Origin of the sequence: Polynucleobacter sp. MWH-Creno-3A4 (assembly GCF_018881885.1) — a bacterium.
GTDB lineage: Bacteria > Pseudomonadota > Gammaproteobacteria > Burkholderiales > Burkholderiaceae > Polynucleobacter.
This window is the reverse complement of sequence record NZ_JACXSA010000001.1, coordinates 1,303,811-1,323,833: the sequence shown is the minus strand read 5'-3', so window position 1 is coordinate 1,323,833 and position 20,023 is coordinate 1,303,811. Positions and strand designations below refer to the sequence as shown.

The window sequence follows — 20,023 nt, the reverse complement described above, 5'->3', positions numbered from 1 at the left end:
GGCAAATAAAGAATGGACTTGCCTCTCGACAAATCCATTTTTTTGACAGATCAACCTGAATTACTTCGCTTGCGCTTTCTTTACTTCTAAACGCCAAGCGTGTAGCAATGGCTCTGTGTAGCCATTAGGCTGCTCTAGACCTTTGAAGATGAGATCACTTGCCGCTTTATAAGCAAAAGAGTCTTGGTAATTCGGCATCATCGGCTGGTAAAGCGGATCACCAGCGTTTTGACCATCGACTACCTTAGCCATACGCTGCAAAGCCTCATTTACTTGCTCTTTAGTCACAATACCGTGCAACAACCAGTTGGCAATATGCTGACTAGAGATGCGCAAAGTGGCACGATCTTCCATCAAGCCTACGTTATGGATGTCAGGAACCTTAGAGCAACCAACACCTTGGTCAATCCAGCGTACTACATAACCCAAGATGCCTTGGCAATTGTTATCCAACTCTTGAGCGATCTCTTCTTTTGACCAATTTGCTTTTTCAACAACTGGCACAGCCAATAAGTCATCAATCAATGCTTCTGCTTCTGCAGCGGTATTGAGCTTTTCCATTTCTTTTTGAAGAGCCGCAACGTTCACTTGGTGATAGTGGAGTGCATGTAAAGTCGCAGCCGTTGGTGATGGTACCCAAGCAGTATTAGCACCAGCCTTTGGATGAACAATCTTCTGCTCAACCATGGCTTTCATCATGTCAGGCATAGCCCACATGCCCTTACCGATCTGAGCGCGACCACGAAGGCCACAGTCCAGACCTGCAAATACGTTACGACGCTCATAGGCAGATAACCATTTGCTGGTTTTCATATCCCCTTTGCGCATCATTGGACCGGCATACATGGCAGTGTGCATTTCATCGCCAGTACGATCTAAGAAGCCAGTATTAATAAAGGCTACACGCGCACCTGCAGCAGCAATTGCAGCCTTAATGTTTGCACTCATGCGACGCTCTTCGTCCATGATGCCCAACTTCACTGTATCTGCTGGTAAACCCAGTAATTTCTCAACACGACCAAAGAGCTCACTCGCAAAAGCGACTTCCTCTGGGCTATGCATTTTTGGTTTCACGATGTAAACCGATCCCTTGCGAGTATTACCAATCGCTTGGTTAGCAGGACGATTGATGTCATACAAAGCAATCAATACGGTAACTACAGCATCCAAGATACCCTCGTAAATCTCTTTACCATCACCAGTAATAATGGCTGGGTTGGTCATTAAGTGGCCAACGTTACGCAGGAAAAGGAGTGAGCGGCCATGCAAAGTCACCACGCCATCTTTGGCATCGACGGCACCAATACCTGCTTTGTACTTGCGATCTGGATTGAGTGTGCGGGTAATAGTCTTATCACCCTTCTTTACTTCCTCAACCAAAGTACCCTTCAAAATACCTAGCCAATTTTCATAGGCGAGTACTTTATCGTCTGCATCCACTGCAGCAATCGAGTCTTCTAAGTCCAGAATAGTCGAAAGCGCTGCTTCTAAGATCACATCATTAATACCCGCAGGATCACCTGAGCCAATCGTTTTGGACTTATTGATTTCAATATCAATGTGAATGCCGTTATTACGCAACAAAATTGAGCTTGGAGCTGCAGCATCGCCTTGATAACCTACAAATTGCTTTTCATCAGCCAAACCAGTTGTGCTGCCATCCTTGAGTTTGACTGCTAACTGATTGCCATCCACTGTGTAGGCCACTGAATCTTTATGAGAGCCTTTGGCCAATGGCGCAGATTGATCCAAGAAATTACGGGCATAGGCTACGACCTTAGCGCCACGGATGGGGTTGTAAGCACCAGTTTTCGTTGCGCCATCCTCCTCGGACAATACGTCTGTGCCGTAAAGAGCATCATATAAAGAACCCCAGCGTGCATTGGCAGCATTCAATGCATAACGCGCATTGAGAACAGGCACCACTAATTGAGGACCTGCTTGTAGTGCTAATTCATCATCTACATTTTGTGTTGTGCCAAGAACCTTACCTGGAACTTCATCCAAATAGCCGATATCTTTTAGAAACTTGCGATAAGCTGGCATATCTTTGATTGGGCCAGGATTGGCTTGGTGCCATTTATCCAAATCCACCTGAATACGATCACGCTTAGCGAGCAAGGCCTCATTCTTTGGCGTTAAGTCTTTAACGATTTGATCAAAGCCCTTCCAAAAATCTGCACTCTTGATACCAGTTCCAGGAAGAACTTTGTCTTCGATAAAACGATAAAGTGGGGTTGCTACTTGAAGGCTATTGCAGGTGGTACGCGCAGTCATGTTGTAAACCTTTGTCTCTAATGCGAATGTTAAAAAATGGGTAATCGATAATTTTCCATCAATCCTGGAAAGGATGCTGGAGCAAAATGGTTTCATCGCGCTCTGGACCTGTGGAGACCATCGCGATAGGCTTGCCGGCTACTTCCTCAATCCGACGCAAGAAGTTCTGCGCCTCTACTGGTAGCTTGCTCCACTCACGGATGCCGAAAGTAGTGCCTTGCCAGCCTGGAAAATCTTCATAGATTGGCACGCAACGGGCAACGGATTCGGCACCGCGTGGCAATACGTCAAGTTTCTTGCCATCGAGGGTGTAGCCAACGCATAAACGAATAGTTTCTAAACCATCCAATACATCTAGCTTTGTAATACATAGACCAGAAAGACCATTGATCTGAATCGAGCGCTTCAAGGCTGCCGCATCTAACCAACCAGTTCGACGGGGACGGCCTGTCACAGAACCAAACTCTTTACCAACTTCAGCTAAGCGCACGCCAATGGGATCTTGTTTAGCAGGATTGTCGTGGTCATAAAGTTCGCTTGGAAACGGACCTGCGCCAACTCGAGTGCAATATGCCTTAGTAATACCCAAAATGTATTGCAATGAATCTGGCCCTACTCCTGAACCAGCAGCGGCATTCCCTGCTACGCAGTTGCTTGAAGTCACATAGGGATATGTGCCGTGGTCAATGTCGAGCAATGTACCTTGCGCACCTTCGAACAACAAATTCTGACCAGCTTGTCCTGCAGCATAGAGTTCGCTAGAGACATCTACTACCATCGGCTTGAGGCGTTCTGCATACGACATGGCTTCGGCAAGCGTCTTTTCATAATTCACTGGTTCAGCGCCGTAGTAGTTGCTTAACATGAAGTTGTGATATTCCAAATTCTCACGGAGTTGCTCAGCAAATTTTTCTGGATAGAACAAATCTTGCACGCGTAAGGCACGACGCGCTACTTTATCCTCATAGGCAGGTCCGATACCGCGACCAGTAGTACCAATCTTGGCTTCACCACGCTTCTTCTCGCGCGCATGATCGATGGCTACGTGATAAGGCAGGATCAATGTAGCCGCCTCAGAAATCTTCAAACGAGACTGAACATCTAAGCCAGCCGCCTCAAGTTCACCGATTTCTTTAAAGAGCGCTTCAGGAGAGAGAACCACACCGTTACCAATGTAGCAAATGACTTCTTTGTGCATGATTCCGGATGGAATGAGGCGCAAAATGGTTTTCTTATCCCCGATGATCAGCGTATGACCAGCATTGTGACCACCCTGAAAGCGTACTACCGCTTGAGCATGATCGGTTAACCAATCCACTACCTTGCCCTTGCCTTCATCACCCCACTGGGTGCCAATGACAACGACATTACGACCTTTAGCTTGCTGCTTTGAAGACATAGTGAAATCCAAAAAGATAATTACAAAATAGGTTAATGATTCAGCTTAATAATGCGGTACTACTTTTATTTATTTCTTCTTTACTACCCAAGAGTTACCCTGCTTGACTAACTCACGATCACATTCATATTCGGCAGCATCGGCAGTTTCACCAGCCATCAACTGAACGACCACCTCACCTTGACTGCGCAGAGCATCAATTGCTTGATTTAGCTCGGCATCATTGATCCAAGGGGCAGTAATCGCCAACTTGCGCACTGATAGAGGCGACAAGCTTGCTAAGGTCAGTAAATCTAATGAGAATCCAGTAGCAGGACGTGAGCGACCAAAGGCCTGGCCTACATGGTCATACCGCCCGCCTCTTGCAATCGGCTGCGGATGCTTATCAACATAAGCAGCAAACATCACACCGCTGTGATACTGATAGCCACGCAGGTCCGCCAAATCAATGCTGAGCTCTAGACCACTGGATGCACTGACGGCAGCGACTAAACGCTCCAGATCAGCGAGAGCCTGATCAATGGCTGCATGCTGAGGCAATACTTTTTTAGCTTTGACTAAGACTTCAGCACAAGGACCATTTAATTCAGTTAAGGCCATGAGTGCTTCGGTAGTTTTCGCAGGTAAGCAAGAGGCCCATTGGCTAAGGCGAGGACGATCCTTGCTTTGCAATAAATCATATAGAGACTCAATTGCATTTCTATCGAGCTTTTGTTCAGCCAAGATACCAGTCAGGATGCCAGCGTGAGATAAATCGAGGTAAACCTTTTCCAGGCCAGCAGTTGATAGCGTCTTTAGTAACAGTGTGATGGCTTCAAAGTCAGCCTCCCAAGTAGCACAACCGTAGATTTCAGCACCGATCTGCAACTCTTCACGCGCTAAGCTTCCTACTGGAGTACGTGCGTGGGCAACCGAGCCTGCATAGCAAAGACGAGTAACGCCAGTACGGTTTAATAAGTGCGCATCAATCCGAGCCACTTGCGGGGTCATGTCAGCGCGCAAACCTAGGGTACGTCCTGACAACTGATCGACTAACTTAAATGTTTGTAGATTGAGATCTGAACCTGTGCCAGTCAATAAAGAATCTAAGAACTCCAAGATTGGAGGCGTGACTAATTCATATCCGTAGGATTGATAGAGATCCAAAATCGTACGACGCAGGGTCTCCACCTTGCGAGCCTGGGCTGGCAAAACGTCTGCAATATCTTCAGGAAGTAACCAACGATTCATGATGTGGATTATTCACTTTCTTATTTTTTGTGCAGGAATTTAAAGAATTCACCGTTTGGCTCAACCACCATGATGTCTTTCTTATCCTTGAAAGAACTCCGGTAGGCCTCCAAACTCTGATAGAACTGAGCAAACTGAGGATCGCGCCCGAATGCCTCGGCATAGAGGGCTGTAGCTTTAGCATCCCCTGCTCCTTTGATCTTCTGGGCATCACGGTAAGCTTCAGCCAAAATCGTATCGCGTTGGCGCTCTGCATTGGCACGAATCTTGTCTGACTCTGCCGCGCCCATAGAACGCAGTTCATTCGCAACTCGCTTGCGCTCTGCCTCCATACGACGATAAACAGAATCACTGATTTCAGCCAAGAGATCAACCCGCTTTAGACGCACATCGACAATTTCAACACCAATATCATTCGCGTCATCAGCAACCTTTTTCCGAATCCCTTGCATGACTTCTTCGCGCTGATCAGAAATCAATTCCCGAACTGTACGTTTAGTGAACTCTTCGTTCAAAGCGGAGCGCACTAACTGAGTTAAACGATCTTGCGCTAAACGCTCATCACCCTTAAAACTAATGAAGAATTTACGAGGATCTACAATGCGCCACTTCACATAAGAATCGACTAATAAGTTCTTCTTCTCAGCAGTAATAAAGCGTTCTGCCTCTGGATTATCAATCGTCAAAATACGGCGATCAAAGAAACGAACGCTTTCAAATGGGGCTGGCAGCTTAACGCGCAGGCCTGGCTCCTCAATGACGCGCACGATCTGCCCAAAAGAGAACACCACTGCGAATTTGCGCTGATCGACAATAAAGATGCTGGATGACAACACATACATCAAGACAATGAATGCAATGGCAGCTGCAATAAGGCGATTAGCATTCATTATCGGGACTCCCGATCACGACTGCGCAGACCATCGCGCTTATCAGTAGTACTGCTTGATGATGAAGTGTTAGTAGTCGTAGTTGGTGCTGCCGTAGTTGCAGTGCTACCAGTCGCTCCGCCCACAGTCACGCTGCCAGTTGGGGTAGTGGCTGTACTGGATGGATTGACTTGAGTATTGGCGGCCTGCGCACTTTCCGCACTGACCTGAGCAACGATCTTATCTAAAGGTAAATACAAGAGGCTATTGCTCTTCGTTGTATCGACCAAAATCTTCGTTACGTTGTTATACATCTCGCGCATGCTATCGATGTACATGCGATCACGTGTGACCTGTGGTGCCTTAGCGTACTCCACCAAAATTTGCTTGAAGCGGGTGGCATCGCCTTCCGCAGTTGCCACAACCCTTGCCTTATAACCCTCAGCCTCTTGAATTAAGCGGGCCGCAGTGCCTTTTGCACGGGGAATAATGTCATTGGCATAGGCCTCCCCTTCACTCTTTAATCGTTCTTGGTCTTGACCAGCTTTCACTGCGTCATCGAATGCTGCTTGCACTTGCTCTGGTGGCTGAACATTTTGTACTGTGACGCTAGTTACATAAATGCCGGTCTTGTAGCTATCCAGAATTTTCTGAATAGAGTTCGCCAAATCAATACCAATCTTTTCGCGGCCTTCATATAAGACGGTATCCATCTTGCTCCGAGCAACGATTTCTCGCACAGCAGTTTCTGCGGCTTGAACTACTGCAGTATCTGGATCGCGGTTATTGAATAAATAATCGGTTGGATCTTTTAAGCGATATTGCACAGCAAAGCGAACGTCGATGATGTTTTCATCTTCGGTAAGCATGGATGAATCTTTTTGATTGGTGGCCTTAATTAATACTGGACGCCCTACTTCCACTGAGCGCACGCCAGATAAGTTCACGGTTTCTTCTGACTGAATCGGCCAAGGCAGATGCCAATTAATACCTGGCTTAGCGGTGTAGTCATATTTACCGAAAGTCAGGATGACGCCAGCTTGACCTTCTTGAATAATGAAAAAGCCACTGCAAACCCAAATGAAAAATACTGCGGCAGCGCCAATCAAGACACTGGCCTTCGAACCAAATGGATTGGTGAAATTGAAATTTGGCATACCACCATTACCGCCATTACTACCGTTACCACCATTGCCTCGCTGTGATGGTGGTGGAATATCAGTGCTATTCGGTTTGTTAGCAGGCTTACTGGGTGATGCACCTAGGCCAGGTTTTTTTGGACCGCCAAAAATTCCAGCAATCCTGTCATTGAAATCTCTCCAGAGCTCATCTAAGTCTGGTGGGCCACTGGGTTTAGTGGGTTGCTGTGTTGGCTGAGTCTCTACCGGTTTATTGCTATCGGGCTCTACTTTTGGCGCCTGCTCATTTCCCTGCCCATCTTTGGCATCTTTAGATCCGGTATTGGGGGTATTACCCCAACCTGGGTCATTGACCGAAAACAGGCCTGTAAATTTACGCATCATTAGGAAAATAGCTTCGGTTGGGAATCGGATTAAATTCAGAAGTTGCTGGTCGTTCAGGTAAAGGCTCTAAAAACTCGTCCGGGGCCAATTGCTTCTTGGCACGGTTGTGCTCGACCCTTATTCTATCAGTCATTTGAGAGCATTCCGCGAGGGCTGAGCGTAGTAAATCCAGGCCCAGGCCGGTCTTGGCTGATAGGAAAATCTGGCTCGGAAAGCCCTCCCCATCCCGCTCCAAAACTGCCCCACGGGTAAAGGTTTGGGGCATCTGGTCAATCTTGTTCATGACCTCAATCCGCGGGATGTGGTCAGCTCCAATTTCCTCTAAAACTGCCTCTACTTCTGCCTTTTGCTCTCTAGCAACTGGGCTACAGGCATCAATCACATGCAAAATCAGGTCTGCATGGATGGTTTCATCTAAAGTAGCTCTAAAGGCCTCAACTAACTGGTGAGGCAGATCTCGGATAAATCCGACGGTATCTGAGACCACAATCGAGCCCACATCCTCTAAATGTACTTTTCTGGAAGTGGTATCTAGGGTGGCGAAGAGCTGGTCAGCGGCATATGTCCCTGCTTTAGTTAAGGCATTAAAGAGCGTTGATTTACCGGCATTGGTATAGCCGACCAAGGATACCGAGAACACATCCTTGCGATTGCGCGCCCTTCTTTGAGTTCTTTGTTGGCGCTGCAGTTTTTCTAGTTCAAGCTCTAGACGCTTGGCCTTGGTTGCCAGCATACGGCGGTCAAGCTCCATCTGCGTTTCACCTGGACCACCACGCACACCAATACCACCACGCTGACGCTCCAAGTGGCTCCATGCTCGCACTAGTCGAGACATGCGATAACGCACTTGCGCCAGCTCTACTTGCGTCTTACCAATATGGCTTTGCGCTCTTTGACTAAAGATATCCAATATCAAGCCCGTGCGATCCATCACATGGCGACCTAGATGACGCTCCAGGTTACGTTGCTGCGTTGGGGAAAGCGGATGATTAAAGATTGCGAGCTCAGCATCATGCTCTTCCATAGCCCGTTTGAGCTCATTGGCCTTACCCGAGCCAATAAATAAAGCAGGGTCGGTGCGACCTTTGCGGGCAATGACACTCGCTGCGGGTATAGAGCCAGCACTATCAGCCAATAGGCTAAGTTCGGCCATGCTATCTGCGAAATCTTCGCGTCCGGTATCTACCCCAACCAGGATGGCGCGAGCCGCATCTACACCTGTTTTATACAGAGCTAGCTTCTTCTATGCGAAAGTCAATCGCACGAGCAGGAACGATCGTGGAGATTGCATGTTTGTAAACCATTTGGGTCACCGTATTGCGCAACAACACAACATATTGATCAAAGGATTCAATATTGCCCTGCAACTTAATGCCGTTGACCAAATAGATCGAAACAGGAATATGCTCTTTGCGCAATGCATTGAGAAATGGATCTTGTAGTAATTGAATTTTGTTATTCATACTGCTCCTTATTTATCTTTTCTGATGCGTTTTTTATTTTGGGAGTCTTGCTTTTAATGAAAAATAATTTACTGCAAACAAGGTGTTTTTACAGCTACTGAACACTCTATATTGAGCCTAATTTTAAAAAAATCAAGCCCAAAATCAGCGCTTTTTACCTTTTTTGCCCTTGTCCTCATCTACATAGGGGTTTTTAGCGGTATTCATCTGGATACGCAGGGGCGTGCCCCGTAATTTGAAGACATCTCTAAAGCGTCCTTCAAGGTAGCGCTTATAGCTATCCGTTACACCACTCAAGGAGGTTCCATGGATCACCACAATCGGAGGGTTCATACCCCCTTGGTGTGCATAACGCAATTTTGGTCGACCCATGCCAACCCGTTTTGGCTGTTGATGCTCAATAGCTTCTTGCAAGATTCGTGTTAAACGTGGAGTTGGCAATTTCGCCATCGCTGCGGCATAAGCAGCATCAACGTCTTTAAAGAGCTCTTTCAGACCAGTACCCTTCTTAGCTGAAATTGGATGCACGTTCGCAAAATCCAAGAAACGCAACTTTTGTGCGATCTCTAAACGGGCACGCTCTTTTACATAGGCATCAAGGCCATCCCACTTGTTCACAGCAACTACTAAAGCACGACCAGCTTCAACAATAAAGCCGGCAATATGTGCATCTTGCTCAGAGATATCTTGTTGAGCATCGAGCATCAAGATCACGACATTGCAATCAGCAATCGCTTGCAAGGTTTTAACCACTGAGAACTTCTCAATCGCTTCAAATACTTTGCCACGACGGCGTAAGCCTGCGGTATCTACGAGGATATATGGTTTGCCATTACGCTCAAAAGGAACTTCAATCGCATCGCGTGTTGTACCGGGCATGTCAAATGCAATCACGCGCTCTTCACCAATCAATTTATTGATGAGCGTGGATTTACCCACATTAGGACGGCCCACGACAGCAATCTTCATGGGGCGGTTCGGATCGTTTGCCTGCTCTTCCTCGTCTGGCTCTTCAATACCCAAGGCATCTAGGGCATCGTCGATCAAACCACGAACGCCATCGCCATGCGCAGAAGAAATTGGGAAAGGCTCGCCTAAGCCGAGCTCATGAAAGTCAGCCGTAACAACCCCTGCTTGCATGCCTTCAGTTTTGTTCACCGCCAAAATAATTGGGCGACCAGTCTTTCTTAAGAAATCGGCGATCACGCGATCTTGTGGCGCCATACCAAGGCGACCATCGACCAAGAAAATCACCACATCAGATTCAGCAACCGCTTGTTTGGTTTGCTTGGCCATCTCCGCAACAATGCCGGTCTTTGCGACAGGCTCAAAACCGCCGGTATCTACACAAATAAATGCGCGCTCGCCAATGCGACCTTTACCGTAGTGACGATCCCGCGTTAAACCAGAAAAGTCTGCAACCAATGCATCGCGTGAGCGGGTCAGGCGATTAAAGAGTGTGGACTTTCCGACATTGGGACGACCGACAATAGTGATGACTGGATTCATTTAGGACTGTACGCCGCAATTTTTCCACCCTGAGATTGAATCAAGATGAGGCCGCCCACTGCAATTGGAGCGGCGGTAATGGGGCTGCTATCGTGACGCATGCGTGCAACCATTTCGCCTGTGGCTTGATTCAGAGCATGCACATAACCTTGTGCGTCCCCCATCAATACCACCCTACCAATCGCTAAGGACTCACCTAAATCACGGTTCACGAGTTGGGTGTTTTCCCAAACTTGATTACCGTCCTTGGTGGCAAATGCGGTGACATAGGATTTTTCATTGGCAGAAAATACCAGCTCTGCACTTTGTGAAGTGCCGGTATAGCTTGAGTAATCCTTAAACCAGAGAAGTGCGCCAGTCCGGGCTTGACCACAACCAATGCGGCCTTGATAAGAAACTGCACAAATAATATCGCCTTCCATACTAGGCTTAGCAGTCACATCATTTAAACGCTCAATTTCAGAGAAGCCTTTTGGGAAAGAAACTGGTGTTTCCCAAATCAAGCCGCCATTCGCAATCGCAATCATGCCAAAGCGTCCGCCCGCAAAGCCCGTGACAATCACTTCATTGCCGATTGCCAACATACCATAACCTACCCGTAATGACAGTGAGGATTGTTGACGTTGATAAGTCCATTTGCGTGCACCAGTAAGCGCATCCAAACCAATAAAGCGGTTGTCTAAGGCGCGCACAACCACAATGCCCGCAGCCACAATTGGCTCGCTCAATACTTCGCTACCAACATTCACATTCCACAGTGCTTTGCCAGTGTCGTCATAGGCATAAACAGTACCCTTGGTACTCACGGCCACCGTAGTACGGCCATCCGAACCTGGGCCAATGGAGAGGCGCTCAGGCACTGAAACTTCCCAAACTTTATTGCCGTTCGCTAAATCAATTTTGGCCAAGTTGCCCCGTTGTGAAGCTGCATAGACAGCATCACCCGCAACGACTGGGTGGAAATTAAAACCTTCAGAAGCGCCAACACTGGTCGACCAGACTGGCTGCATATCAAATTGATTCGTTACAGCGACCAGCTCTGCTGGCTTGCGTACACGTGAGTTACCTGAACAACCGACTAGAGCAACCGCAATGAAGCTCGCTAGCAGCGCAATACCGGCAAATCTTGTTATTTGCTTTTGTGAAATCATCACTGCGCTACTCCCCCTACGGCATCCAACTTCACCTTCAAGAGACGACGCGCCTCTTCAGGGAACTCTTTAGCTTGGTCCAATTTCTTCCAGGCATCTTGATAGCTGACTTTTGCTTCTGCGTTTTTCTTTTGGGCTAAGTACCAATCCCCACGGCGCTCTAGCCATAGAGCCTCAAAGCCTGCAATCGGGGTTTCTTTCAAGATCTGATCGGCTTCTGCAAAGTCTTTTTCACTGCCCTGCTCAATTAACTGTGTCACTAAGCGCAATTTTGCTAAAGCAAGATAGCCATCATTGGAGGCATTCTTCGCAGCCCAACGCAAATACTCAATTGCTTGGGTGCTATCCCCAGCATCTGCTGCAATGCGAGCAGCAATTAGGCTGGACATTGCAGCATAGGGAGTGCGTGGAAAATCTTTTTGCAAGTCATTAGTAGCACGCATTGTCACTTCTTTATCGCCTTTGGCAATGGCGACAACCATCGTCTCGTAAAGCTTGGATGCCTCTAGCGCCTGACTATTGCGCCACCACTGATAGCCACTATAAGCAGCATAAGCCAATAAAGCGGCAGTCAACACCCCAGTAATGAGGTTGCGGTATTTTTGCCAAAACGCTTTAAGTTGGTCTAACTGTTCTTGTTCTTCTAGATCTAAAGGCATGTGAATCCAAGCTGATTAATAGGTAATTTATGACGATTGCATGCAATGAATAGACTCATTCTATTCGGAGCTGCCTACTAAGGCATCAATTACAGCCTCTAGTACCCCATCCAGAGGTACGGCTTTTTGCTCCCCAGTGCCCCGCAGGTCTTTGAGTCCAGCCTCATTCTTCGCCAATTCATCTGGGCCAATAATGACTGCAAAAGCAGCGCCGCTAGCATCCGCTTTTTTCATTTGGGACTTAAAGCTGGCAGTTTGGCCATCTGGAGGGCAGAAAAGAATGGTGTCGATACCAGCACTGCGCAATCGTTCGGCAATGATCATGGCGGTTGTGAGGGTCTCACCACCTTGATGCAATACAAAGGTATCGCACTGTGCCTGGGTTTCTGGCAAAGAACCAGAAACTTTCATGAGTTCGAGGACGCGTTCCATACCCATCGCCCAGCCGCAAGCAGGGGCTGATTTACCACCCATGCGTTCAATCAATGGATCGTAACGGCCGCCGCCGGCAATCGTACCTTGTGCGCCGAGCTCATCCGTGATCCATTCGAATACGGTGAGATTGTAATAATCCAAACCCCGCACTAAGCGCGGATTAATCTTGCAAGGAATATTGTTGGCTTTGAGTAAAGCCTGTACCGCATTAAAGTGCGCTAGCGATTCTTCTCCCAAGAAATCCAATAACTTGGGTGCGCCTTCGATCAATCCCTGCATCTCAGGATTTTTAGAATCCAAAATGCGTAAGGGGTTGCTCGTGAGGCGACGCTGTGAATCTTCATCCAATTGCGCTTGATGTTTCTCAAAGTAAGTTACTAAAGCAGCACGATGCTCAGCCCGCTCATTGGCTTGACCAAGAGAATTGATCTCAAGGCGCACACCTTTGAGTCCAAGCTCATCCCAGAGGCGTTGACCCATGAGAATAATTTCCGCATCGATATCCGGGCCAGCAAAGCCTAGTGCCTCAATACCAAATTGATGAAACTGACGATAGCGGCCGCGCTGTGGACGCTCATGACGGAACATGGGGCCGGTATACCAAAGGCGCTTTGGTCCTTCATACAACAAATTATTCTCAATCACAGAGCGCACTAGCGCTGCAGTACCTTCAGGACGCAAAGTGAGTTGCTCGCCATTGAGTCGATCCTCAAAGGAATACATTTCTTTTTCAACAATGTCGGTAACCTCGCCAATCCCCCGTTGAAATACTGCTGTTGCCTCAACAATTGGTGTTCTTAAAAACTCATAGCCATAAGCACGTGTCAAATCACGCAGAACATGCTCAAGATGCGCCCACTGCGCAGCATCTGCCGGCAGTAAATCATTCATGCCGCGTACGCCATTAATCTTTTGCGTCTTTTGAACTTTGGTTTGATCAGTCATTTTTATTCTTGTTCTACTAATTTGGATCTATTAGGCTTTGGCAGCGTAGTTCTGTTTAACGTATTCATCGACGATGACCTGAAACTCTTCTGCAATTTTCTCACCACGCAAGGTTTTTACCTTTACCCCATCCACAAAAACTGGTGCAGCAGGCGTTTCACCAGTTCCCGGCAAGGAAATACCGATATTAGCGTGCTTACTCTCCCCTGGGCCATTCACAATGCAGCCCATCACAGCCACATTCATGTTTTCAACGCCAGGATGGGTTTTCTTCCAGACAGGCATTTGTTGACGTAAATAGGATTGGATGTTGGCTGCCAACTCTTGGAAAGTGGTACTGGTCGTTCTGCCACAACCAGGACAAGCAATCACCATGGGCGTGAAATTACGTAGGCCCATCGTTTGCAAAATCTCTTGGGCAACAATCACTTCATTCTCACGTGGTGCACCTGGGTCAGGCGTCAGCGAAACACGAATCGTATCGCCAATGCCTTCCTGCAACAAAATACCCATTGCTGCAGTAGAAGACACAATCCCTTTACTACCCATGCCGGCTTCAGTTAAACCAAGGTGCAGTGGATAGTCAGAGCGACGTGAAAGATCGCGATAGACCGCTACTAAGTCTTGAACATTGCTCACTTTGCAAGAAAGCAAAATTTGATTAGGGTTCATACCCAACTCAAGGGCTTTTTCTGCTGATTGCAATGCTGATTGAATCAACGCTTCAATCATCACTTCTTGTGCAGTCTTTGGATTCTCCAAGGCTGCATTGCTATCCATGATGGAGGCTAGTAGCTCTTGATCTAAGCTGCCCCAGTTCACCCCAATCCGAATCGGCTTATCGTATTTGCAAGCTGCTTCAATCATTTGCGCAAACTGTGGGTCACGCTTGGCGCCCTTACCCACATTACCGGGATTAATGCGGTACTTCGACAGTGCTTTGGCGCAATCCGGAAAATCATTCAATAAGGTGTGGCCGTTGTAATGGAAGTCGCCAATCAATGGCACCAACACATCCATCTTATCTAGCTGCTCACGAATATAGGGAACGGCTGCTGCAGCTTCTGGCGTATTGACGGTAATGCGCACCATCTCTGAACCCGCACGTGCTAATTCTTTTACCTGAATGGCTGTCCCTACTGCGTCTGCCGTATCGGTATTAGTCATCGACTGCACGCGCACGGGTGCATCACCACCAACAGTGATAATGTTTGTTTTCCACACAACCTTCGCCTGACGAGTTGATCTCTTAGGAGATGGTCCTAAGGGAAGCGGTGGTAAAGAATGATTAGAGCTCATGGGAATCTATTGATCAGGGTCTCATTTTTAATTTAATTTTTTAAGCCACTCAATGGGCTGCTCATTCGGCTGTTCATCTGACTCAACTTCGGCGATATCGATCTCGGCTTTATGAACAGCGCGTTCACGTACTCGGGTGCGATCTACAACATCGCCTGCCAGCTGGCCGCAGGCGGCAGCAATATCATCACCGCGAGTCTTGCGCACAGTAGCTACCATGCCTGCATCCAAAAGAATGCTAGCAAAGGCGTTAACCCGCTGGGCTGAGGAGCGCTTGAGGCCAGATTCTGGGAATGGATTAAATGGAATCAAGTTAATTTTGCACTTGATGTTCTTGAGTAAGCGCACGAGTTCTTTTGCTTGAATATCCGAATCATTCACGCCATCAAGCATGCAGTATTCAAATGTCAAAAAGTCTCTTGGCGCAAATGGTAAGTAGCGCTCACAAGCATCGAGCAATTCACGTAAGGGATATTTTTGATTGAGTGGCACCAACTGATCACGCAAGGCATCGTTCGGTGCGTGCAAAGATACGGCCAGTGCAACTGGGCAATCTTGGGCGAGGCGATCAATCATTGGTACCACACCTGAAGTCGAAACCGTGACGCGACGACGTGACAAACCATAGGCCCTGTCATCAAGCATCAAACGCAAAGCAGAAACAACATTGTCGTAATTGAGTAAGGGCTCACCCATGCCCATCATCACCACATTGGAGATGACGCGCCCAGTGTGCTCCCAACCTGGAGTGGGGTATTTTTCTATTCTGCGAATCGCTTCTGGATCACTGCGCAAGAGATGTTCAGCGAACCACAACTGACCGATGATTTCACCGGAAGTGAGATTGCGTGAGAAGCCTTGATGGCCAGTGGAACAAAAGCGGCAATTGACTGCGCAACCTGCTTGGGAAGAAATGCACAAAGTACCGCGATCATCCTCAGGAATAAACACTGACTCCACCGCATTACCGGCCCCAACATCTAGCAACCACTTACGGGTACCGTCTTGGGCGTGCTCATCTTTAATAACAGGCAGGGAAAGAACTTCAGTCTTATCTAGCAAGGTTGCTCGAAAGCTTTTTGCCAGATCACTCATATCGTTGATATCAGATACACCACGTTGGTGTATCCACTGCATGAGTTGTTTTGCCCTAAAGGGCTTTTCATTCAACCCCGCGACATACGCCGCCATTTGGTCGGCGTCAAAATCTAAGAGATTTACGCGCGGGGAGGTCAATGCGACTACTTATTAATCAATAGCTTTAGGAATACAGCGGATTAACGATTGAAAACTTGCATGCCAGGGAAGAAGAATGCAACTTCCACTGCAGCTGTTTCAGGAGCGTCAGAACCGTGTACCGCATTTGCATCGATGCTGTCAGCAAAGTCAGCACGAATTGTGCCTTTCTCTGCTTTTTTAGGATCGGTTGCGCCCATCAGATCGCGGTTCTTTGCAATTGCGCCTTCGCCTTGCAATACCTGAATCATCACAGGACCAGAAATCATGAAGCTCACCAAATCTTTGAAGAAAGGACGCTCTTTATGAACTGAGTAGAACTGCTCCGCTTCAGATTGGGAGAGATGCGCCATTTTGGACGCGACAATCTTCAAACCAGCAGATTCGAAACGGTCATAGATTTTGCCGATGACGTTTTTAGCGACAGCATCAGGTTTGATAATAGAAAGGGTGCGTTCAATTGCCATGCAATACTCCAATAGTGATTTCAAAGTTATTTGTTGGGTGGCTAAGAATCTGGGCTCAATCGCCCTGCCTACGCCAACGACCCCCAAATTATACATTGCTTAGCGGTATTTACCCCTAGACAAGTAGGGCTAAGCCCTTGAATTTACTGGGCATAAGCCCTTGTTTTGTAGGTCTTTATTTAAGGTTCTTGAAATTTGGCTCTTTTGTCTATACTTAATGTCAACAGCCCTTGATGGGCTTATGTAATCACTAGACAGAAGGAGTCAATATGAGTGATCTGAACTCTTACGGCTTCGGGCAAACCAGCTCGATCAGCACAGTACAGGTACGCAACCGCGTCCTACGTAATACCTATGCCCTCTTGGCACTATCCATGGTACCTACCGTGATTGGTGCGTGGCTTGGCGTTGCCATGGGTCTGGACTTATTCTCTGGCAGCCCTTTTATCGGCTTTATCGTATTTATGGCGGTGGCATTCGGTTTCTTTTGGGCTATTGAAAAGAACAAAGAGACTGGCGTAGGTGTCCTACTCTTGTTGGGCTTCACCTTCTTCATGGGCATCATGATGTCCCGCCTGATCGGCTACACCCTCAATAGCTATAGCAATGGCGCTGCGCTCATCATGCTGTCCTTCGGTGGCACAGCCGCAATCTTTGCTGTGATGGCAACGATTGCTACCGTGAGCAAGAGTGACTTTGCTGGCATGGGCAAGTGGTTGATGGTGGGCGTACTACTGCTGATCGTTGCCTCATTGGCCAACATCTGGTTGCAGTTGCCAGCATTGATGTTGACTGTGATGGTTCTCGCAATCGCCATCTTCTCAGCCTTCATCTTGGTTGATGTGCAGCGTGTCATCAACGGTGGTGAGACTAACTACATCATGGCTACTCTGGCTATTTACTTAGATGTCTACAACGTCTTTACCAACTTACTAGCCCTATTGGGTATTGTTGGCGGTAACCGAGACTAAGCGAGATTCAGAGAGTCAAAGTTACCTAGCAACTCTCGGTTGCTAACGCATATTGCTAAAGGCGCCCTCGGGCGCCTTTTGTTTTACTCAAGCTTTATTCTAGGTAGGTAACAAAAGCTTGAACAGCGCAAGACAGGGCAATTAAGATCACTACAACAGTGATGCTATCTGCGGCCTTCATGATCAACTCCTCTTCGGGAAAACTGGTTAGCAGCAAGATTTCTCTGCACGATTCCAATGTACCCCTCTAGCGAAACCTCCTAAAACCATATTGCACCGCAAAAAACTGATTTGCACCCATTTGGTGCCAAAACCCGTAAAAATCATTCTCAATCCGGGATTTAGTGACTCTTTGCTAGATCAAATACCGCCATAGACTCTACATGGGAGGTGTGAGGAAACATATTCACAATTCCTGCACTGCTTAGGATATAGCCTGCCTCATGACACAAAATCTCTACATCTCTGGCTAAGGTCTTGGGATTGCAAGAGACGTACACAATCCGTTTTGGAAGGAGATCACTTTTCATCAACTGTAGTTGCGCAAGGGATCTGCAAATCTCCAACGCCCCTTCTCGGGGTGGATCCATCAACCAGCGCTCTGCTTTGCCCCAAGATGCAATCGTCTCTGGCGTGACTTCAAATAAATCACTTTGCATGAAACTCACTTGCTTTGCTAAACCATTATGTTCAGCATTTGCATTAGCTCGATTCGTTAAGGTTTCAAGACCCTCGATCCCCAAGACCTGCTGTGCTTTTCTGGCAAGCGGTAAAGTGAAATTACCAATGCCACAAAACAAATCGAGCACGCGATCACTAGATTCCACTTCAAGTAAACGAATCGCCCTACTCACTAATGCACGATTCATCATGTGATTGACTTGGGTAAAGTCTGTGGGCTTGAACGGCATCTCGATTTCAAATTCGGGTAAGCGATAACAGAGCTTGCCAGTCTCTGGGTAAAAGGGTGTTACGGTTTCAATACCCTTGGGTTGCAACCAAATCCACACTTGATGCTCGTCTGCAAAATCACGGAGCTGCTGCTCATCTTCTGGCGTCAAAGGCAATAGATTGCGAAATACCAAGGCGGTGACTGGTTTAGATTTTGACGGATCATTCGGATCTTCCGGCTCACCGACTGCAATCTCAATCTGCGGCATCCGATCCACAATCGATAAGCCCATCACCAACTTTCTCAACTCGGGCAATAAATCCGATACGTGCTTAGGCAAAATTTCGCAAGCCGTCATATCGGCTACATATGCACTCTTGCCCTCATGAAAACCAATCAGTACTGTGCCTTTTTTGATTGAGCGGTTCACAACACTCAGTCGAGCACGATGACGGTATTCCCAAGTGGGGCCACCCATGGGGCGCAAAATTTCTAAGGGCTTTACTTTGGCAATGTGTTGCAGATCATCTTCGAGCACGCGCTGTTTCATGGCAACCTGCGCACGGATATCCAAGTGCTGCATGGTGCAACCGCCGCACACACCAAAGGCCTTGCATTTAGGCTCCGCTCTGAATACTGCAGGTTTAAGAATATCGAGGACCTTGGCTTTACTAAAGCGAGCCTTGTCTCGGGTAATGACGTAGGTGACCCTCTCAGTCGGCAGTGCACCTTGAATAAAAATGACCTTGCCGCCTTGGCCTTGAATAATTTCTTCCTCATTAGGGGCTAAACGGGCAATGCCTTGGGCATCTAAATCGAGTGCTTCAACTTGTATTGGCTCAGTCACGATGATATTGACTGGCTTCTCACCTCTACGCATCCGCAGTAAAACCTTGGAGGTACTCTTGCCACTGAGCGCCATTCGGCTCTTTGGCAGCTTTTTCTAAATAGGCTTTTACAAAAGCGATTTCTTCTTGGTACTCCGCCAATGAAAAGCCACCACGCAACAACTGAAAGCGGCAATACATGAGATAGGTATTGACCACATCAGTTTCGCAATAGCGCCGGATGTCATCAATCTTGCCATCTTGATAAGCAGGCCAGACTTGGCTGCCATCCATACCCATCTTGCCTGGAAAGCCACAAAGCTTTGCTAAACCATCCAAGGGTGCATTTGCACGGCCGTTAAATTTAGCCAGTAGATCCATCATGTCTAGGTGACGCATGTGATAACGACTAATGTAGTTATTCCATTTGAAATCTCGACTATCGGCTTCTTGGCTCTCACCCATCTCCCAGTAGCGTGGTGCTTGAATGTGATTGGCGAGCGCACGGTAATGCAGCACTGGCAAATCAAAGCCGCTGCCATTCCATGAGACTAATTGCGGTGTGTACTTTTCAATGAGATCAAAGAAAGCTTGAACTAAGACCTTTTCATCATCCTGCGGTGTTCCGAGGGTGCCTACCTTCAGTTGAGGCAAGCCCTCTTTCGTAGTTCTCCGAATCACACAAGAAATCGCAATAATCTTTTGTAGATATAAAGGTAAAAATTCACTACCTGTTTTGGCGGCACGCTCAGCCATGGCAGTGGCAGCTACTTCGGCATCACTCATGGTGGCTGGGTAGTCTTCTAGACGACGCAATCCCGCAACATCAGGAATGGTTTCAATATCAAATACCAGTACGGTGGCCATAGGC

At 47.6% G+C, this 20,023-nt stretch carries 18 protein-coding genes; 1 reads left to right on the top strand and 17 read right to left on the bottom strand.

Going from position 1 to position 20,023, the window contains the following annotated elements:
* Positions 1–60 precede the first annotated feature (60 nt).
* From IEN92_RS06775 to ndk, 14 genes are all read right to left on the bottom strand, one after another.
* Complete coding sequence (locus IEN92_RS06775; protein WP_215376148.1) at positions 61–2,277, bottom strand: malate synthase G; 2,217 nt, start codon at positions 2,275–2,277, stop codon at positions 61–63.
* Positions 2,278–2,335: 58 nt separating this feature from the next.
* Entirely contained in the window at positions 2,336–3,676 is a 1,341-nt protein-coding gene (locus IEN92_RS06770; RefSeq protein WP_215376145.1) for an adenylosuccinate synthase, read from the bottom strand.
* Positions 3,677–3,745: 69 nt separating this feature from the next.
* Entirely contained in the window at positions 3,746–4,906 is a 1,161-nt protein-coding gene (locus IEN92_RS06765) for an ATP phosphoribosyltransferase regulatory subunit (protein WP_216161826.1), read from the bottom strand.
* 20 nt (positions 4,907–4,926) lie between these two features.
* A complete protein-coding gene (gene hflC / locus IEN92_RS06760) occupies positions 4,927–5,796 on the bottom strand; it encodes a protease modulator HflC (protein WP_215376140.1) in 870 nt (289 codons plus the stop codon).
* Entirely contained in the window at positions 5,796–7,298 is a 1,503-nt protein-coding gene (gene hflK, locus IEN92_RS06755; protein ID WP_216161823.1) for an FtsH protease activity modulator HflK, read from the bottom strand. The genes hflC and hflK overlap by 1 nt, the downstream gene beginning before the upstream one ends.
* Entirely contained in the window at positions 7,288–8,496 is a 1,209-nt protein-coding gene (hflX, locus tag IEN92_RS06750; protein WP_370623906.1) for a GTPase HflX, read from the bottom strand. The genes hflK and hflX overlap by 11 nt, the downstream gene beginning before the upstream one ends.
* Positions 8,497–8,521: 25 nt before the next feature.
* Positions 8,522–8,761 (bottom strand): RNA chaperone Hfq, encoded by a 240-nt coding sequence (gene hfq, locus IEN92_RS06745; protein WP_215376134.1) that lies wholly within the window; start codon positions 8,759–8,761, stop codon positions 8,522–8,524.
* Positions 8,762–8,905: 144 nt separating this feature from the next.
* Positions 8,906–10,270, bottom strand: coding sequence for a ribosome biogenesis GTPase Der (gene der, locus IEN92_RS06740; RefSeq protein ID WP_216161820.1), 1,365 nt, complete (start codon positions 10,268–10,270; stop codon positions 8,906–8,908).
* The gene (bamB, locus tag IEN92_RS06735) at positions 10,267–11,421 is read right to left on the bottom strand and encodes an outer membrane protein assembly factor BamB (RefSeq protein WP_215376128.1); all 1,155 of its coding nucleotides are present in this window, start codon (positions 11,419–11,421) and stop codon (positions 10,267–10,269) included. Before bamB ends, der begins: the two co-directional genes overlap by 4 nt.
* Positions 11,421–12,080, bottom strand: a complete 660-nt coding sequence (locus IEN92_RS06730; protein ID WP_216161817.1) for a tetratricopeptide repeat protein — start codon at positions 12,078–12,080, stop codon at positions 11,421–11,423. Before IEN92_RS06730 ends, bamB begins: the two co-directional genes overlap by 1 nt.
* 60 nt (positions 12,081–12,140) lie before the next feature.
* The gene (gene hisS, locus IEN92_RS06725) at positions 12,141–13,460 is read right to left on the bottom strand and encodes a histidine--tRNA ligase (protein WP_216161814.1); all 1,320 of its coding nucleotides are present in this window, start codon (positions 13,458–13,460) and stop codon (positions 12,141–12,143) included.
* Positions 13,461–13,490: 30 nt separating this feature from the next.
* Positions 13,491–14,759, bottom strand: a complete 1,269-nt coding sequence (gene ispG, locus IEN92_RS06720) for a flavodoxin-dependent (E)-4-hydroxy-3-methylbut-2-enyl-diphosphate synthase (RefSeq protein WP_216161810.1) — start codon at positions 14,757–14,759, stop codon at positions 13,491–13,493.
* A gap of 27 nt (positions 14,760–14,786) precedes the next feature.
* On the bottom strand, positions 14,787–15,995 hold the full coding sequence (gene rlmN / locus IEN92_RS06715) for a 23S rRNA (adenine(2503)-C(2))-methyltransferase RlmN (RefSeq protein ID WP_216161807.1): 1,209 nt from the start codon (positions 15,993–15,995) through the stop codon (positions 14,787–14,789).
* A 41-nt stretch (positions 15,996–16,036) separates the two neighbouring features.
* Entirely contained in the window at positions 16,037–16,462 is a 426-nt protein-coding gene (gene ndk, locus IEN92_RS06710) for a nucleoside-diphosphate kinase (RefSeq protein WP_215376114.1), read from the bottom strand.
* A gap of 269 nt (positions 16,463–16,731) precedes the next feature.
* On the opposite strand from ndk, the gene IEN92_RS06705 reads away from it, so the two are divergent.
* Positions 16,732–17,433 carry a Bax inhibitor-1 family protein gene (locus IEN92_RS06705; RefSeq protein WP_215376111.1) on the top strand — a complete coding sequence of 234 codons (702 nt, stop codon included), beginning with the start codon at positions 16,732–16,734 and terminating at the stop codon, positions 17,431–17,433.
* A gap of 94 nt (positions 17,434–17,527) precedes the next feature.
* Here IEN92_RS06705 and IEN92_RS08925 read toward each other — a convergent pair whose 3' ends face one another.
* The 3 genes from IEN92_RS08925 to IEN92_RS06695 form a co-directional block, all read right to left on the bottom strand.
* Complete coding sequence (locus IEN92_RS08925) at positions 17,528–17,650, bottom strand: hypothetical protein (protein ID WP_255539780.1); 123 nt, start codon at positions 17,648–17,650, stop codon at positions 17,528–17,530.
* Between the two features lie 124 nt (positions 17,651–17,774).
* Positions 17,775–19,205, bottom strand: a complete 1,431-nt coding sequence (rlmD, locus tag IEN92_RS06700) for a 23S rRNA (uracil(1939)-C(5))-methyltransferase RlmD (RefSeq protein ID WP_216162275.1) — start codon at positions 19,203–19,205, stop codon at positions 17,775–17,777.
* Positions 19,198–20,019 (bottom strand): 3'-5' exonuclease, encoded by an 822-nt coding sequence (locus IEN92_RS06695; RefSeq protein WP_216161805.1) that lies wholly within the window; start codon positions 20,017–20,019, stop codon positions 19,198–19,200. Before IEN92_RS06695 ends, rlmD begins: the two co-directional genes overlap by 8 nt.
* Positions 20,020–20,023 lie beyond the last annotated feature (4 nt).

Bases quoted from the DNA above. Each gene is read 5' to 3' on its own strand.
- IEN92_RS06775 (WP_215376148.1), bottom strand. From the start codon at position 2,277: ATGACTGCGCGTACCACCTGCAATAGCCTTCAAGTAGCAACCCCACTT.
- IEN92_RS06770 (WP_215376145.1), bottom strand. From the start codon at position 3,676: ATGTCTTCAAAGCAGCAAGCTAAAGGTCGTAATGTCGTTGTCATTGGC.
- IEN92_RS06765 (WP_216161826.1), bottom strand. From the start codon at position 4,906: ATGAATCGTTGGTTACTTCCTGAAGATATTGCAGACGTTTTGCCAGCC.
- hflC (WP_215376140.1), bottom strand. From the start codon at position 5,796: ATGAATGCTAATCGCCTTATTGCAGCTGCCATTGCATTCATTGTCTTG.
- hflK (WP_216161823.1), bottom strand. From the start codon at position 7,298: ATGATGCGTAAATTTACAGGCCTGTTTTCGGTCAATGACCCAGGTTGG.
- hfq (WP_215376134.1), bottom strand. From the start codon at position 8,761: ATGAATAACAAAATTCAATTACTACAAGATCCATTTCTCAATGCATTG.
- der (WP_216161820.1), bottom strand. From the start codon at position 10,270: ATGAATCCAGTCATCACTATTGTCGGTCGTCCCAATGTCGGAAAGTCC.
- bamB (WP_215376128.1), bottom strand. From the start codon at position 11,421: ATGATTTCACAAAAGCAAATAACAAGATTTGCCGGTATTGCGCTGCTA.
- IEN92_RS06730 (WP_216161817.1), bottom strand. From the start codon at position 12,080: ATGCCTTTAGATCTAGAAGAACAAGAACAGTTAGACCAACTTAAAGCG.
- hisS (WP_216161814.1), bottom strand. From the start codon at position 13,460: ATGACTGATCAAACCAAAGTTCAAAAGACGCAAAAGATTAATGGCGTA.
- ispG (WP_216161810.1), bottom strand. From the start codon at position 14,759: ATGAGCTCTAATCATTCTTTACCACCGCTTCCCTTAGGACCATCTCCT.
- ndk (WP_215376114.1), bottom strand. From the start codon at position 16,462: ATGGCAATTGAACGCACCCTTTCTATTATCAAACCTGATGCTGTCGCT.
- IEN92_RS06705 (WP_215376111.1), top strand. From the start codon at position 16,732: ATGAGTGATCTGAACTCTTACGGCTTCGGGCAAACCAGCTCGATCAGC.
- rlmD (WP_216162275.1), bottom strand. From the start codon at position 19,205: ATGCGTAGAGGTGAGAAGCCAGTCAATATCATCGTGACTGAGCCAATA.
- IEN92_RS06695 (WP_216161805.1), bottom strand. From the start codon at position 20,019: ATGGCCACCGTACTGGTATTTGATATTGAAACCATTCCTGATGTTGCG.